Annotated in this window: 10 protein-coding genes; 5 read left to right on the top strand and 5 right to left on the bottom strand. The window is 62.3% G+C overall.

Annotated features, from left to right (window positions below):
- Positions 1 to 79: 79 nt before the first annotated feature.
- The 3 genes from ACIQAL_RS19555 to ACIQAL_RS19545 all read right to left on the bottom strand — a co-directional run bounded on the left by ACIQAL_RS19555 (position 80) and on the right by ACIQAL_RS19545 (position 3705).
- A complete protein-coding gene (locus ACIQAL_RS19555; protein WP_401148460.1) occupies positions 80 to 1576 on the bottom strand; it encodes a CoA-acylating methylmalonate-semialdehyde dehydrogenase in 1497 nt (498 codons plus the stop codon).
- A gap of 43 nt (positions 1577 to 1619) precedes the next feature.
- Positions 1620 to 2780, bottom strand: coding sequence for an iron-containing alcohol dehydrogenase (locus ACIQAL_RS19550; protein WP_401148458.1), 1161 nt, complete (start codon positions 2778 to 2780; stop codon positions 1620 to 1622).
- A gap of 139 nt (positions 2781 to 2919) precedes the next feature.
- On the bottom strand, positions 2920 to 3705 hold the full coding sequence (locus ACIQAL_RS19545; protein ID WP_401148457.1) for an IclR family transcriptional regulator: 786 nt from the start codon (positions 3703 to 3705) through the stop codon (positions 2920 to 2922).
- A gap of 162 nt (positions 3706 to 3867) precedes the next feature.
- On the opposite strand from ACIQAL_RS19545, the gene moaB reads away from it, so the two are divergent.
- Positions 3868 to 4431 (top strand): molybdenum cofactor biosynthesis protein B, encoded by a 564-nt coding sequence (moaB, locus tag ACIQAL_RS19540; protein ID WP_401148454.1) that lies wholly within the window; start codon positions 3868 to 3870, stop codon positions 4429 to 4431.
- Positions 4428 to 5663 carry a gephyrin-like molybdotransferase Glp gene (gene glp, locus ACIQAL_RS19535; RefSeq protein WP_401148451.1) on the top strand — a complete coding sequence of 412 codons (1236 nt, stop codon included), beginning with the start codon at positions 4428 to 4430 and terminating at the stop codon, positions 5661 to 5663. Before moaB ends, glp begins: the two co-directional genes overlap by 4 nt.
- Before the next feature lie 5 nt (positions 5664 to 5668).
- Here the strand turns inward: glp and narL are convergent, their stop codons facing one another.
- Entirely contained in the window at positions 5669 to 6319 is a 651-nt protein-coding gene (gene narL / locus ACIQAL_RS19530; RefSeq protein ID WP_401148449.1) for a two-component system response regulator NarL, read from the bottom strand.
- Entirely contained in the window at positions 6316 to 8106 is a 1791-nt protein-coding gene (locus tag ACIQAL_RS19525; RefSeq protein WP_401148446.1) for a HAMP domain-containing protein, read from the bottom strand. Before ACIQAL_RS19525 ends, narL begins: the two co-directional genes overlap by 4 nt.
- 314 nt (positions 8107 to 8420) lie before the next feature.
- Between ACIQAL_RS19525 and ACIQAL_RS19520 the strand changes: the two genes are divergently transcribed.
- The 3 genes from ACIQAL_RS19520 to ACIQAL_RS19510 all read left to right on the top strand — a co-directional run bounded on the left by ACIQAL_RS19520 (position 8421) and on the right by ACIQAL_RS19510 (position 14937).
- A complete protein-coding gene (locus ACIQAL_RS19520; RefSeq protein ID WP_401148443.1) occupies positions 8421 to 9716 on the top strand; it encodes a nitrate/nitrite transporter in 1296 nt (431 codons plus the stop codon).
- Positions 9703 to 11100: a NarK family nitrate/nitrite MFS transporter gene (locus tag ACIQAL_RS19515; RefSeq protein WP_401148441.1), complete on the top strand. Its 1398-nt coding sequence runs from the start codon at positions 9703 to 9705 to the stop codon at positions 11098 to 11100. The genes ACIQAL_RS19520 and ACIQAL_RS19515 overlap by 14 nt, the downstream gene beginning before the upstream one ends.
- Positions 11101 to 11169: 69 nt before the next feature.
- On the top strand, positions 11170 to 14937 hold the full coding sequence (locus tag ACIQAL_RS19510) for a nitrate reductase subunit alpha (RefSeq protein ID WP_401148439.1): 3768 nt from the start codon (positions 11170 to 11172) through the stop codon (positions 14935 to 14937).
- The last annotated feature ends 9 nt before the right edge of the window (positions 14938 to 14946 follow it).

Raw genomic sequence — 14946 nt, 5'->3', positions numbered from 1 at the left:
ACGTATGCACCCGCAGTCTAATCAGCGGGGTTGGCAGGCGCCACGCCCGGGAGCGCGATGGCGCCTGCCTTTCATCGGATCACTTCATGGTCGGCATGGAGAATTCGGCGCCTTCGCGCACGTTCGCCGATGGCCAGCGCTGAGTGATCGTTTTACGTTTGGTGTAGAAGCGCACACCGTCCGGGCCATACGCATGCAAATCGCCGAACAGCGAACGTTTCCAGCCACCAAAACTGTGGGAGGCAACAGGGACGGGCAGCGGGATGTTGATCCCTACCATGCCCACTTGAATCCGGTCACTGAAGTACCGCGCCGCTTCACCGTCGCGGGTGTAGATGCAGGTGCCGTTGCCATATTCGTGGTCGTTGATCAGCTTCATGGCGTCGTCCATGGTCGCCACGCGGATGACTTGCAGCACCGGGCCAAAAATCTCGGCCTTGTAGCTGTCCATGTCGGCGTTGACCGCATCAATCAGCGTCGCGCCGACGAAGAAACCGTCTTCATGACCCGCCACACGGGCGTTACGCCCATCGACCACGATCCGGGCGCCCTGTGACTCGGCACTGTCGATGAAGCCCACGACCTTGTCGCGGTGGGCGGCGGTGATCAGCGGGCCAAAATCGTTGCTGGCGTCGGTGTGCACGCCGAATTTCAGGCCTTGCATGGCGTCGGTGAGTTTGCCGATCAGCGCGTCCGCCACAGCATCGCCCACGGCAACAGCCACCGACAGCGCCATGCAACGCTCGCCGGACGAGCCAAACGCGGCGCCCAGCAACGAATTGACTGCGTTGTCCAGATCAGCGTCGGGCATGACGATGGCGTGGTTTTTCGCGCCGCCCAGCGCCTGGCAGCGTTTGCCTTGGGAAGTCGCGGTGCGATAGATGTACTCGGCGATCGGCGTCGAACCGACAAAGCTGACGGCCTTCACACGCGGGTCGAACAGCAGGGCGTCCACGGCTTCCTTGTCGCCGTTGACCACGTTCAACACACCCGCTGGCAGGCCGGCTTCGTGGAGCAATTGCGCGATGTAGAGGGTGCTGCTCGGGTCGCGTTCAGAGGGTTTCAGGACGAAGGTATTGCCGCAGACGATGGCCATCGGCAGCATCCACAACGGCACCATCACCGGGAAGTTGAACGGAGTCACGCCTGCCACCACGCCCAGTGGCTGGAACTCGCTCCAGGAGTCGATGTTCGGGCCGACGTTACGGCTGTGCTCGCCTTTCAGCAGCTCCGGCGCACCGCAGGCGTACTCGACGTTTTCGATCCCGCGCTGCAATTCGCCCGCGGCGTCGTGGCTGATCTTGCCGTGTTCCTGGCCGATCAGTTCGCAGATTTTAGTCGCGTTCTGCTCCAGCAATTCCTTGAAGCGAAACATGACCCGCGCACGTTTGGCGGGCGGGGTGTCGCGCCAGGCCGGAAACGCCGCTTCGGCGGCGGCGATGGCCGCCTGCACGGTGACGGTGCTCGCCAGTGCCACTTGCGTGTTGCTTTCGCCGGTGGCGGGGTTGAAGACCGCTTGGGTGCGGCCATCAGGGGTGGTCGTTTCGCCGTTGATCCAGTGTCCGATAACGCTCATGAATGTGCTCCGTCTATCAAATAAGGTGGGAGAGGCGGGGAGGTCAGTCCCACAGTGCGTGATACAGCTCGACCATTTCCGGGACCGTCGGCACGCGCGGGTTGTTGCCCGGAGAACCTGAGGCCAAGGCCTGTTCGGCCATGGTGTTGACGACTTCATTGAAGCGCGCGCGCTCTACGCCAAAGTCCGCCAGCGTCGGCACTGACAACTCAGCGTTCACCCGCGTGAGAAACGCGATGAGTTTCTGGCCCGCCGTCGCGTCGTCATCGTGGGAGTCGGCGACGCCCAACGCCTTGGCGCACTGCGCATAGCGACCGGGCGCGGCGCTCAGCGACCACGCGGTCAGTGAGGGCAGCAGCATCGCGTTGGACAGCCCATGGGGCACGTGAAAGAACGCGCCAATCGGACGGCTCATGCCATGCACCACTGCCACCGATGCGGCAGAAAACGCGATGCCGGCAAGGGTCGCGCCGATCATCATCGCTTCGCGGGCGCTTTCGTTCTTGCCGTCCTGACAGGCCGTCAGCAGATTCGGGCCCAGATAGGCCAGCGCGGCCAGTGCTTGGCTGTCGCTGTAGGGGTTGGCCTTGCGCGAAACATAAGCCTCGATGGCGTGGGTGATCGCATCGATGCCCGTGTCGGCGGTGGTGCGCGCCGGGAGGCTGAGGGTCAGTTTGTAGTCGATCAGGGCGGCGACCGGCATGAAGCCGATGCCCGCACACAGCAGTTTTTCGTCGGTGGTCTCGTCGGTGATGATGGTGAATCGCGTGACTTCCGAACCCGTGCCCGCTGTCGTGGGGATCGCAATCAGGGGGAGTCCGGCTTCGTTGACCTGGCGGGGGAAACGGTAGTCGCGAATGACGCCGCCGTAGCGGGCAAGGATCGCCATGGCCTTGGCGCTGTCGATGGGGCTGCCGCCGCCGAGGGCGACGATGGCATCGAAGTCACCGCTGCGCAGCTTGTCCACGCCGGCTTGAATGGAGGCCGCGGTGGGCTCGGGAACGGTGTCATCGAAGACTTCGCTCTTGATGCCCTTGGCTTCAAGAATCTCGTAGAGGCGTTGCGCCTGGCCCAGTTTGACCATGGTTTTATCGGTCACGATCAGCGGGCGGCTGCAATTCAGGAAACCCAACACATCAGGCAGTCGCGCGCTGGCATCAGCTCCGACCTCCATGATGCGAGGCAGGATGACGGGTACAGACATATCACACCTCAGGAAATAGTTGTTATTGTCTTATTCCGGAACGAAATGTATCGCTATAGCGATTTAATGTCGATAGAGGTGCAAAAAAAAGAGCACCGTCAGTCGGCGCCCTTGGGTCGGTACGGGTGACAAAACGCGGTCAGTCCAGCTCCGTGGGTTCCTCCACCAGAATGCGCAGTTGCTCGGCGGCGCGGCGCATGGCGGGTTCGAACGTCATCAGTTCATCCAGGCTTTTGCGGATTGTCGGGGCGTGCGCGAACAGGCAGGCGATCAATCGGCCATCGCTGTCTCGGACGGGAACCGCGATGGCCACCATGCCATCGACGAATTCCTCGTTGTCGATGCCAATGTCCATCTGCCGCACGCGTTTGAGTTCGATTTCAAGCTCGACCGGGTCGGTGACGGTGTTGCTCGCCATCCGCCTGAGCGCCAGGTTGTCGATGATCTGCGTACGCCGCGTCTTGTTGAAACTGCTGAGGTAGAGCTTCCCGCTCGCCGTGCACCACATGGGCGTATGAGCCCCCACCGGCAGGTACATCTGCAACGGCCAGCTGCTTTGCACCCGGTCGTAATACACCATGTCGATGCCATCGGGGAGCGCGATGCCACAGGTCTCGTCGAGGGTGTCACACAGGTGACGCAGGATCGCCTGGCGTTGCGCCTTGTAGCGACTGGCGTAAATCACCCCCACGGCGATCTTGTGCAACCGGTCATTGGGCACGATGCCGCCGCGCATGTTCGTCTGCAAATACCCTTCGCCCTGCATCTGCTGGAGCAGCCGGTGCACGCTTGGTTTGGGAATGTCCAGCAGGTGGGAGAGGTCGGCGGGCGATAGCGCATGGTCGGCCTGAACCACCGCCTCGATGATGTCGAGCGCACGGGTGATGGAGGAACCGGAATTGCGGGTTTGCGGACTGTCGGACATGGAAACGGCCTTCTTTCAGAATGCGGCGATTCTTGCGTAGGCGTGGCGGGTTGTCCATGTGTCGCTAACCCTGCCGTTTGGCGTACCTCCTCGGAGGAATGGGCGCGACAAAGGATTCGGTTCAGGCTCCCGGCTATTCCACATCCACGGGAGGGGCCGCACATGGGCCACCTGGCGCAATGCTCGTTTCAATCACTGAACATCGCGGTGTTAACCATCAGCGACACCCGCACGTTTGACACTGACAGCTCGGGGCGGACCCTGTGCGAGCGGGTTCAGACGGCGGGACACAGGCTGATCGACCGTCAATGGGTCAGAGATGATGTCTACCAGATACGCGCCGCGCTTTCCGTCTGGATCGCCGACCCTGCCGTGCAAGTGGTGTTGACCACCGGGGGCACCGGGTTGACCCCGCGCGATAACACGCCCCAAGCGGTCTTGCCCTTGCTGGACCGGGAAGTCACCGGGTTTGGCGAGTTGTTTCGCCACGTTTCGCTGGCGGAGATCGGCATGTCCAGCCTCCAGTCCCGGGCCTTGGCAGGTATGAGCAATGGCGTGCTGATTTGCTGCGTGCCGGGCTCGCCAGGGGCCTGTCGGACCGCGTGGGACCAGATCCTGCGCGAACAGCTGGACAGCCGCACCGCGCCTTGCAATTTCGTGCCACACCTCAAACCGCTGGCATCACCGACCGGCACGGTGGTCGATCCCTGCGGGGTGCGCCCATGAGCGCTTCCCTGTGCGACAGCGGGTCGTTGATTCCGGTCGATCAGGCCATCCATCATCTATTGCAACAGGCGCCGCCTCCGCCGGCACAGCAGACCGTTCCTCTCGCGCAGGCGCTGGGTCGGGTGCTGGCCATCGACATCCATTCGCCTCGGGATTTACCCGCGTGGGACAACAGCGCCATGGATGGTTTCGCCCTGCGTGCGGCGGACGTGCCTGCGGCTGGAGGCCGCTTGAGCCTGGCAGGAAGAATTGCTGCGGGGCAGGGGGCTACGCCACCTTTACTGGCCGGGCAGGCGGTTCGGATTTTTACCGGCGCACCTCTGCCAGCCGGCGCCGATACCGTGGTGCCTCAAGAGCTGTGCCGGGTCGACGATGATCAGGTGTGGTTCCCTGCGACTCGTCGGGGCGATCACGTGCGCAAAGCGGGAGAAGAAGTGCGCGAAGGTGATCGATTGCTAGCGCGGGGCACGCGTCTGCGGGCGCAGGCGCTGGGGTTACTGGCGGCAGCAGGGATGGCATCGGTGGAGGTCTACCGCCCGCTGCGGGTGTGCCTGTTGAGCAGCGGCGACGAATTGCGCGCGCCCGGCGAAGCCTTGCAACCGGGGCAGATCTACAACGCCAATCGCCATTGCTTGTCGGCGCTGTTGCAGGGATGGGGCGTCGAGGTCCAGGACTATGGCGTCATGGCCGACGACTTGGCCGCCAGTCGGCACGCGTTGAGCCTGGCCGTCTCGGAATGCGACCTGTTGCTGACGTCCGGCGGCGTCTCGGTCGGCGAGGAGGATCACCTCAAGCATGCGATTGCCAGCCTGGGCCGCGTTGACCTGTGGCGGCTCGCCATCCAGCCCGGCAAACCCTTGGCGTTCGGAGACGTGGCCGGAAAACCGTGGATCGGTGTGCCAGGCAATCCCGCCGCCGCGTTGATCACGGTGCTGGTGGTGGTGCGGCCATTTCTGCTGAGGGCTCAGGGCGTGCGTAACGTGATACCCCGTCCGGTTGCGTTGCCCGCCGCATTCGAGTGGTTGCAACCCAACCGCCGTCGCCAGTATCTGAGGGCGCGGCTGGTGTCACAGGAAGGGGGGCAGCCCCGCGTGGAACTGCACCCGCAGCAGGGCTCGGCGATGTTGGCGCCCGCCTGCTGGGCGGACGGCCTGGCGATTGTGGAGCGCGACCGGCAAGTGCATCGGCACGACAACGTAGGGTTTCTGTCGTTTGCGGACCTCATGCAGTGACGACATCAGTGTTCATGTTCGCGTAAATGCGCCATGGCCCACACGGCAGCTTCCACGCGAGAACGCAGGCCCAGCTTGTGCAAGAGATTTTTCACGTGGACCTTGACCGTGCCTTCGGTGATGCCCAGCTTGCGCCCGATCACCTTGTTGCTGTGACCCCCGGCGATGACTTTCAACACTTGGCGCTCCCGTTCGGTCAGCGTCACGGCAGGGTTGCGCTGGGGGGAGCGCAGCGCCTGGGCCATCACGCGCGTCAGGTCGGGGCTGACCACCAGTGCACCGTTCATGGCGTCGCGGATGTAGTGGTTCAATAACTCCGGCTCCATGTCTTTGAGCAGGTAGCCGTCAGCGTCAAGGCGCAAGGCATCGCGAATGTCGTCCTCGGCGTCAGAGACCGTGAACAGCAATACCTTGCCTTCGAACGCGTGATGGCGCAGATGCCGCAAAGTCTCGATGCCGTTCATGCGGGGCATGTTGTTGTCCAGCAGCACAAGGTCCGGCTGCAAAGGACCGATCATCGCCAGCGCTTCTTCACCATCACTGGCTTCGCCGACAACCGTGAAGTCGTCTTCGAGTTCTAGCATCTGGCGAATGCCGCGACGCATCATGGGGTGGTCGTCGACCAGCAGGATGCTGCAAGGGGGGCGTATGTTCATGGAACCGTACCTTGAGTGTGGTGGCGGAGAAACTCCGGTTGAAATTCCACCTGCACGCTTGTCCCTCGGGGCTCACGGGGCAGGATACGCAGTTGGCCGTGCAAGCTGCGGGCGCGCTCGTCCATGATGTTCAGGCCATGGTGCTCCCGTGGATCGTGGCCTCCGACGAAACCCTTGCCGTCGTCTTCGATCGTCAACTGCACGGTTTCGCCAGATTGGCGCAACGCCAGCCAGACCGTCTGCGGATGGGCGTGACGCAAGCAGTTCGAGAGCGCCTCTCGGGTGATTTGCAGCAGGTGAATCTGTTCGCTGGCGGACAGCTCGAATGCCAGGTCATCGATGTGCAGGTGGACCTGAAAATCGCCGCGTTCACCGAATTCCCGGGCAGTTTCCCGCAAGCCTTGCGCCAACCCCGCATCGTGAAGTTGCAGGCGAAAGGTCGTCAGCAACTCGCGCAACTGGCGATAGGCATTGCTCAACCCGTCGCGCAGTTCGACGGTGACAGCGTCCAGCGTCGCGACGGTCTCGCCTCGACGCATCAGCGTCTGCAAACGGCTGACTTGCAGTTTCATGTACGACAGCGCCTGGGCCAGTGAATCATGCAGCTCACGGGCGATGATCGCGCGCTCCTCCAGCAGCAACAGGCGATGCTCCTGTTCGCGCTGGTGCCTGAGGGACAGGGAGGTGCCGATGAGGTGCGCCAGCGCCTCGATCAGCCGGGTTTCCCACGGGAAAGGCACATGTCCGTCGAGGAAATGTGCCTTGAGTTCGCCCATCACCTGGCCCTGATGACTGACGCTGTAAGGGTGCGGATGCCGCTCGCAGGTCGCGCACGCGCTGCTGAGGCAGACGACCGGATGCTCGGTCCCCTGAAGCGCGAGTCGCTGTCCGGCCGGGGCCTGTGACGCGCCTTGCAGGCACAGTGACAGGCGCAGGCCCGGCAGCCGTTGCTGGAATTCGCGAATCAACTCGTCCAGCATTTCGGCGTTCGCCAGCCGGGTCGCCAGGCTGTGGCTGCTTTGGTACAGCAGCTCAAGGGCGGCGTTGGTGTGCTGCAAATTCAGGGTTTTCTGCCGGACTTCGGTTTCCAGATGCCGGTGGGACTGCTCGATGGTCTCGGCCATGGCATTGAAGCGGGTCGCCAGCTGGCCAAGCTCGTCCTCGGACCGATGGTTGACCCGCGCGTGGAGTTCGCCACCGCCAAAGCGCTGCGTGACCTCCACCAGTTCCTGCAACGGGCCGATCACGCCGTTTTGCAGTTCATAGAGCCCCACCAGAAGAATGAACAGGGTGATGAACAACGCCGCCCCTTGAATCATCTGCTGCCAAGCCTGTTTTCGCTCGCTATGGCGTTGCAGCTGGCACACGAACTGGTTCAGCTGCTCGACGAATGTCTCGGCGCCGGTGTGGAACACCGCCGCGTCGCCACGGGTAAGGGCCGGAGACAGGAGGTCTCGCCAATACGACTGGAGTCGGCGGTAGCTGGCATTCAGTTCCGTTTCCTTGCCGTCTGCCAGCACGGCCTTGAGCGCCTGACTGTTGAGCCGTTGTTCGAGGCTCCGGCGGATGTCGGCGAGGGTGTCAGGTTCGGCCCCCGACGCCAGTTTCCAGCTCAGCCGGTAGGTTTCCATGCGCACCGAACCCGCCGTATTGATGGCGGCCGCGTCCCCTTGGCTGAACCAGGCGATCAGGCCGGCGCTCATTGAACTCGCCAGGGCCAGCACGGTGATCAAAATCACGGCCAGGCCCGCACGGGCGGGTAGAGAACTGCGCAGCCACCGGGTCATTGCAGCCGACCTTGAACAAGGTCGTATAAAAATTTCATGGGGGTCTACACTGAATGGAAGCAGATGGAACTGCCGCTCCTTGGCGATCTACCTCTAAAGAGTCTCACCCTGTCGGTGACCGCCCGAATCCATCGGGATGACACGGTTAAACACCGATAAACACAGGGTTTAGAGGTTCACGGGCGCTACCTCTTTGGAGGTAGACGGCCGGATCATAGTCCTGAAGGTGTCTTGGCTTCATTGATCGAAGTCATGTTTTGGTTGGGTTCGTCTCTCTAGTCTGCCGCTCACGGTTTATGACGGGAGACATAGGGATGAACCCACTGCATGTACGACAGGGCGTCGTGCTGGGCATGAGTACGCTGGCATTCACCATCTGTTTCATGATCTGGATGATGTTTGCGGTACTCGGCGTTCCCATCAAGGAACTGCTCGACCTCAACGAAACCCAGTTCGGTCTGCTGGCGGCCACGCCGGTATTGACCGGTTCGCTGGTGCGCTTGCCCCTCGGTCTGTTGGCGGACCGTTTCGGGGGGCGAAGCGTTTTCTTCCTGCTGATGCTGGTCTGCGTTTTGCCGCTGTACCTGATCAGTCACGCCACGGCTTACTGGCAATTTCTGGTGTTGGGTCTGTTCGTCGGCCTGGCCGGTGGGTCGTTCTCGGTTGGCATCGCGTACGTCGCCAAATGGTTCGACAAAGACAATCAGGGCTTCGCCATGGGCGTCTTCGGTGCGGGGAACGCAGGCTCGGCCGTGACCAAGTTTCTCGCCCCGGCGCTCATCGCCGCAGGCAGCTGGCAACTCGTCCCGCAAGTGTTCAGCGCCATGCTGTTCATCACAGCGCTGCTGTTCTGGTGGTTCAGCGCCGATGACAAGACGCATCGCAGCGCGCAAGGGGCAAACCTGCGCGAGCAGCTTCAAGCCTTGAAAGACCCGGCCGTGTGGCGTTACTGCCAGTACTACTCGATCGTCTTCGGCGGCTACGTCGCCCTGGCGTTGTGGATGACCCAGTACTACGTCGGCGAATACGGCTTCAGCCTGCAAAGCGCGGCGCTGCTGGCGGCCTGCTTCTCTCTGCCCGGCGGTGTGCTACGGGCGGTCGGCGGCTGGATGTCGGACCGCTGGGGCGCCCAGAGCGTGACGTGGTGGGTGCTGTGGGTCAGCTGGGTCTGCCTCTTCCTGTTGTCCTATCCGCAAACGCAACTGCAGATCCAGACCCTCAACGGTCCGATGGACCTGCACATCGGCCTCAACCCCGTGCTGTTCACTGCACTGCTGTTCATCATCGGCATCGCGTTCGCCTTCGGCAAAGCCTCGGTCTTCAAATACATCGCCAACGACTACCCCGACAACATGGGCGCAGTGTCCGGCATCGTCGGGCTCGCGGGCGGACTGGGCGGTTTTGTCCTCCCCATCCTGTTCGGTGCCCTGGTGGACCTGACCGGCGTGCGCTCCTCGGCCTTCATGCTCATGTATGGCGTGGTCTGGGTGTCCCTCATCTGGATGTACTTCAGCGAAATCCGCAAACGCCCGCTGCTCGGCAAGCAGCCGCCGGCGACCCCGAATCCGTTTTCCAGCATTGCTCAAGGAGACAACCATGTCGGTTCATAAACGGCCAGACGTCGGCCCGGTCATTCACGATTGGCGCCCCGAAGACCCTGCGTTCTGGGAACACAAGGGTAAAAAGATCGCGACCCGCAACCTGTGGATTTCGATTCCCGCGTTGCTGCTGGCCTTCGCGGTGTGGATGGTCTGGAGCACGGTGATCGTGCGCCTCAACGCCATCGGCTTCAGCTTCAGCACGGATCAACTGTTCTGGCTGGCGGCGTTGCCCGGTTTGTCGGGTGCGACTTTGCGGGTCTTCTACTCGTTCATGGTGCCGGTGTTGGGTGGCCGTCGCTGGACAGCGCTCAGCACCGCGTCGTTACTGCTGCCGACGGTGTGGATGGGCTATGCGGTCCAGGACCCGAATACGTCCTACGAGGTGTTCGTGATCATTGCACTGCTGTGTGGTTTCGGCGGCGGCAATTTCGCCTCCAGCATGTCTAACATCAGCTTTTTCTACCCCAAGGCACAGCAGGGCACCGCGCTGGGGCTGAACGCAGGCCTGGGCAATCTCGGGGTCTCGGTCATGCAGTTCGCCGTGCCCCTGGTGATCACCCTGGGCGTGTTCGGCACCTGGGGCGGTCAGCCGCAAACCCTGACGGATGGCAGCAGTCTGTGGCTGCAAAACGCGGGCTGGGTCTGGGTGCCATTCATTGCCGTGGTCACGCTGCTCGCCTGGTTTGGCATGAACGACCTGTCTAGCGCGAAGGCGTCTTTCAGCGAGCAGGCGGTCATTTTCAAGCGCAAGCACAACTGGCTGATGTGCTGGTTGTACCTGGCGACCTTTGGCTCATTCATTGGTTTTTCCGCAGCATTTCCGATGCTGATCAAGACGGCATTTCCGGACGTCAACGCCCTGGCCTTCGCCTTTCTCGGTCCTCTCGTGGGTGCGCTGGTGCGTCCGCTGGGTGGGTGGCTGGCCGACCAGTTGGGCGGCGCGCGGGTCACCTTGTGGAACTTCGTGCTGATGATTGTGATGGTGTTCGGTGTGCTGCATTTCATTCCCGAACAGGGCAACAGCGGCCATTTTTACGGCTTCCTGGCGATGTTCATGCTGCTGTTTTTCACCACCGGCATCGGCAACGGTTCCACCTTTCGCATGATTCCCGTGATCTTCCGCACCCTGCACGAGCGGGCCAGCGAGGGGCAGGATCTCAAAGCCCGGGAGCAAGCCATCAAGGATGCGAGCAAGGAGTCTGCCGCCGTGCTGGGTTTCAGCTCAGCCATGGGGGCCTTTGGCGCGTTCTTCATTCCCAAGAGCTTTGGCAGCTCGATGGCCATGACCGGCAGCCCGGCGATGGCCTTCTACATGTTCATCGGTTTTTACCTGAGCTGCATCGTCGTGACCTGGTGGTGGTACGCCCGCAAGGGCGCGCAAACCCCGTGCTGACATGACCCTAACCCAACCGTTGTGTGTATGGGGCACAGAACCCCACTGCAAGCCTGAGAGGACAGCATCATGAGCCATCTGCTCGATCAATTGCGGTACTTCAACCGCAAGCAAAACGAGTTTTCCGACGGTCACGGAGAGACGCGCAAAGAATCCCGCGACTGGGAAAACGTCTATCGGTCCCGCTGGCAGTACGACAAGATCGTGCGCTCGACCCACGGCGTGAATTGCACCGGTTCCTGCTCGTGGAAAATCTACGTGAAGAACGGGCTGATCACCTGGGAAACCCAGCAAACCGACTACCCGCGCACGCGCAACGACCTGCCCAACCACGAACCGCGCGGCTGCCCGCGGGGTGCCAGTTACAGTTGGTACATCTACAGCGCCAACCGGCTGAAGTACCCGAAAATCCGCAAGCCGCTACTCAAGCTGTGGCGTGAAGCCCGGCAGACCCTCGCACCGGTGGAAGCATGGGCGAGCATCGTCGAAGACAAGGCCAAGGCTGAGTCCTACAAAAGCAAGCGCGGCATGGGCGGCTTCATTCGTTCGACGTGGGACGAGGTCAACGAGATCATCGCCGCGGCCAACGTCTACACCGTCAAGCAATATGGGCCGGACCGGGTGGTGGGGTTTTCCCCGATCCCGGCCATGTCCATGGTCAGCTACGCTGCCGGTGCCCGTTACCTGTCGTTGATCGGCGGGACCTGTCTGAGTTTTTACGACTGGTACTGCGATCTGCCACCGGCTTCGCCCATGGTCTGGGGCGAGCAGACCGACGTGCCGGAGTCCGCCGACTGGTACAACTCCAATTACATCATCGCCTGGGGTTCGAACGTCCCCCAGACCCGCACGCCGGACGCGCACTTCTTCACGGAGGTGCGTTACAAGGGCACCAAGACGGTGGCGATCACCCCGGATTACTCGGAAGTCGCCAAGCTCACTGACCTGTGGCTCAACCCCAAGCAAGGCACCGATGCTGCTCTGGCTCAGGCCTTCAATCATGTGATCTTCAAAGAGTTTCATCTGGACCGGCCCAGTGCGTATTTCACTGAGTACGCCAAACGCTACACGGATTTGCCCGTATTGGTGCTGCTCAAGCCGATGCTGGGGGGCGCGCCAGGCAATGGCTACCAGCCGGACCGTTTTCTGCGGGCTTCTGATCTGGCCGGCAACTTGGGTCAGGAGAACAACCCGGAATGGAAAACCATCGCCCTTGATGCGGACGGCGAACTGGTGTCGCCACAGGGCTCGATCGGTTATCGCTGGGGCGAGCAGGGCAAGTGGAACATCTTGCCCCGTGAAGGCGGGGCCGGGCGCGATGTCGATCTGACCCTGAGCCAGATTGGCGGTGACGTGGCCGAGGTTGCTTTCCCGTACTTCGGGGGGCAGGCCCACGACCACTTCCAGCACGTGGCCGGTGAAGCGGTGCAGTACCGCCGGGTGCCGGTGCGCAACCTGATTCTGGCGGACGGGCGGCAAGTCAAAGTGGCCACGGTGTTCGACCTCTCTGCGGCAAACCTGGCCATCGACCGAGGCCTGGGCGGTGCCAACGTCGCGCGCTCCTATGACGATGCCGCCGTGCCGGGCACCCCGGCCTGGCAAGAGCGAATCACCGGCGTCAGCCGTGAAAAAGCGATCCAGATCGCCCGGGAGTTCGCGGACAACGCCGACAAGACCCGTGGCCGCTCGATGATCATCGTCGGCGCGGCGATGAACCACTGGTACCACATGGACATGAACTACCGCGGGCTGATCAACATGCTCATGCTCTGCGGTTGCGTGGGTCAGACCGGAGGTGGCTGGGCGCATTACGTCGGCCAGGAAAAGCTGCGTCCGCAATGCGGCTGGCTGCCGCTGGCGTTCGGTCTGGACTGGAGCCGTCCACCCCGCCAGATGAATGGCACCAGCTTCTTCTACGGCCACAGCTCGCAATGGCGGCACGAGAAGATGAGCATGCACGACGTACTCTCGCCCCTCGCCGACAAACGCGAATTCCCCGAGCACGCGCTGGATTACAACATCCGCGCCGAACGTGCGGGCTGGCTGCCGAGCGCGCCGCAATTCAACACCAATCCGCTGAACATCTGCCGAGACGCCGCCGCTGCCGGGATGCCGCCCAAAGATTACATGGTCAAGGCGTGGCAGGACGGCTCGATCCGTTTCGCCTGCGAACAGCCAGACAACCCGGTCAACTTCCCGCGCAATATGTTCATCTGGCGCTCGAACCTGCTCGGGTCGTCCGGCAAGGGGCATGAGTACATGCTCAAGTACCTGCTGGGCACCCGAAATGGCGTGTTGAACGAGGACATCGGCCAGGTCGGCGCGTGCAAGCCGACAGAGGCCGAGTGGGTGGACGAGGGCGCCATCGGCAAGCTCGATCTGGTCACCACCCTGGATTTCCGCATGTCCTCGACCTGCGTGTATTCCGACATCGTGCTGCCGACGGCGACATGGTACGAGAAGGACGACATGAACACCTCGGACATGCACCCCTTCATTCATCCGCTGTCCGCTGCCATCGACCCGGCTTGGGAGTCTCGTTCGGACTGGGAGATCTACAAGGGCATCGCCAAGGCCTTTTCGTCCATTGCCGAAGGGCATCTGGGCGTCGAACAGGATCTGGTCAGCGTGCCCTTGCTGCACGACAGCGTCGGTGAACTGGCGCAGCCGTTCGGCGGCACGGACTGGAAAACCGCAGGCGTCCCACCGGTGCCCGGCAAGAACGCCCCAAACCTGCAGGTGGTGGAGCGTAACTACCCCAACATCTACAAGCAGTTCACTTCACTGGGGCCGCTGCTGGAGAAGCTCGGCAACGGTGGCAAGGGCATCAACTGGAACACGGAAGAGGAGGTGAAATTCCTCGGCGAGTTGAACTACCGCAGCACCGACGAGGGCATCAGTCAGGATCGTCCGAAGATCGAAACCGCCATCGACGCCGCTGAAGTGATCCTGTCCCTGGCGCCGGAAACCAACGGCCATGTGGCCGTAAAGGCCTGGGCGGCACTGTCGAAGTTCACCGGCATCGACCATAGCCACCTTGCCTTGCCCAAGGCCCACGAAGCGATCCGGTTCCGGGATATTCAGGCGCAGCCGCGCAAGATCATTTCAAGCCCTACCTGGTCGGGTCTGGAAGACGAGCATGTCAGCTACAACGCGGGCTACACCAACGTTCACGAAAACATTCCGTGGCGGACGATCACCGGGCGCCAGCAGTTCTATCAGGATCACCCGTGGATGCAGGCGTTCGGTGAACAATTGATGAGCTACCGGCCGCCGGTCGACACCCGGACCATCGCGGGCGTGAAGGGCAAACACAGCAACGGGCAGACCGAAATCGTCCTGAACTGGATCACCCCGCACCAGAAATGGGGCATCCACAGCACGTACAGCGACAACCTGTTGATGCTCACCCTGAGCCGCGGCGGCCCGATCATCTGGCTGTCCGAGGTCGACGCGAAACGCGCGGGCATCGAAGACAACGACTGGGTCGAGTGCTTCAACGCCAACGGTGCGCTGACCGCCCGTGCGGTGGTCAGCCAGCGGGTCAAGGAGGGCATGGTGATGATGTACCACGCTCAGGAACGCATCGTGAATGTGCCTGGCTCCGAGACCACCAAGACCCGGGGCGGCCACCACAACTCGGTCACCCGCGTGGTGCTCAAACCGACCCACATGATCGGCGGCTATGCGCAGCAGGCCTACGGTTTCAACTATTACGGCACGGTCGGTTGCAACCGCGACGAATTCGTCGTGGTGCGCAAGATGGCCAAGGTCGATTGGCTTGACGGATCGGACGGCGATGACCTGCCGCGTCCTCTGCCAACCGAGATCGAGTGAGGAGCGCTG

The sequence above is a fragment of the Pseudomonas sp. NPDC088368 genome (assembly GCF_044753445.1).
In the GTDB taxonomy this organism is placed as follows: Bacteria; Pseudomonadota; Gammaproteobacteria; order Pseudomonadales; family Pseudomonadaceae; genus Aquipseudomonas; species Aquipseudomonas bambusae.
This window is presented reverse-complemented; position numbering and strand designations above follow the sequence as displayed.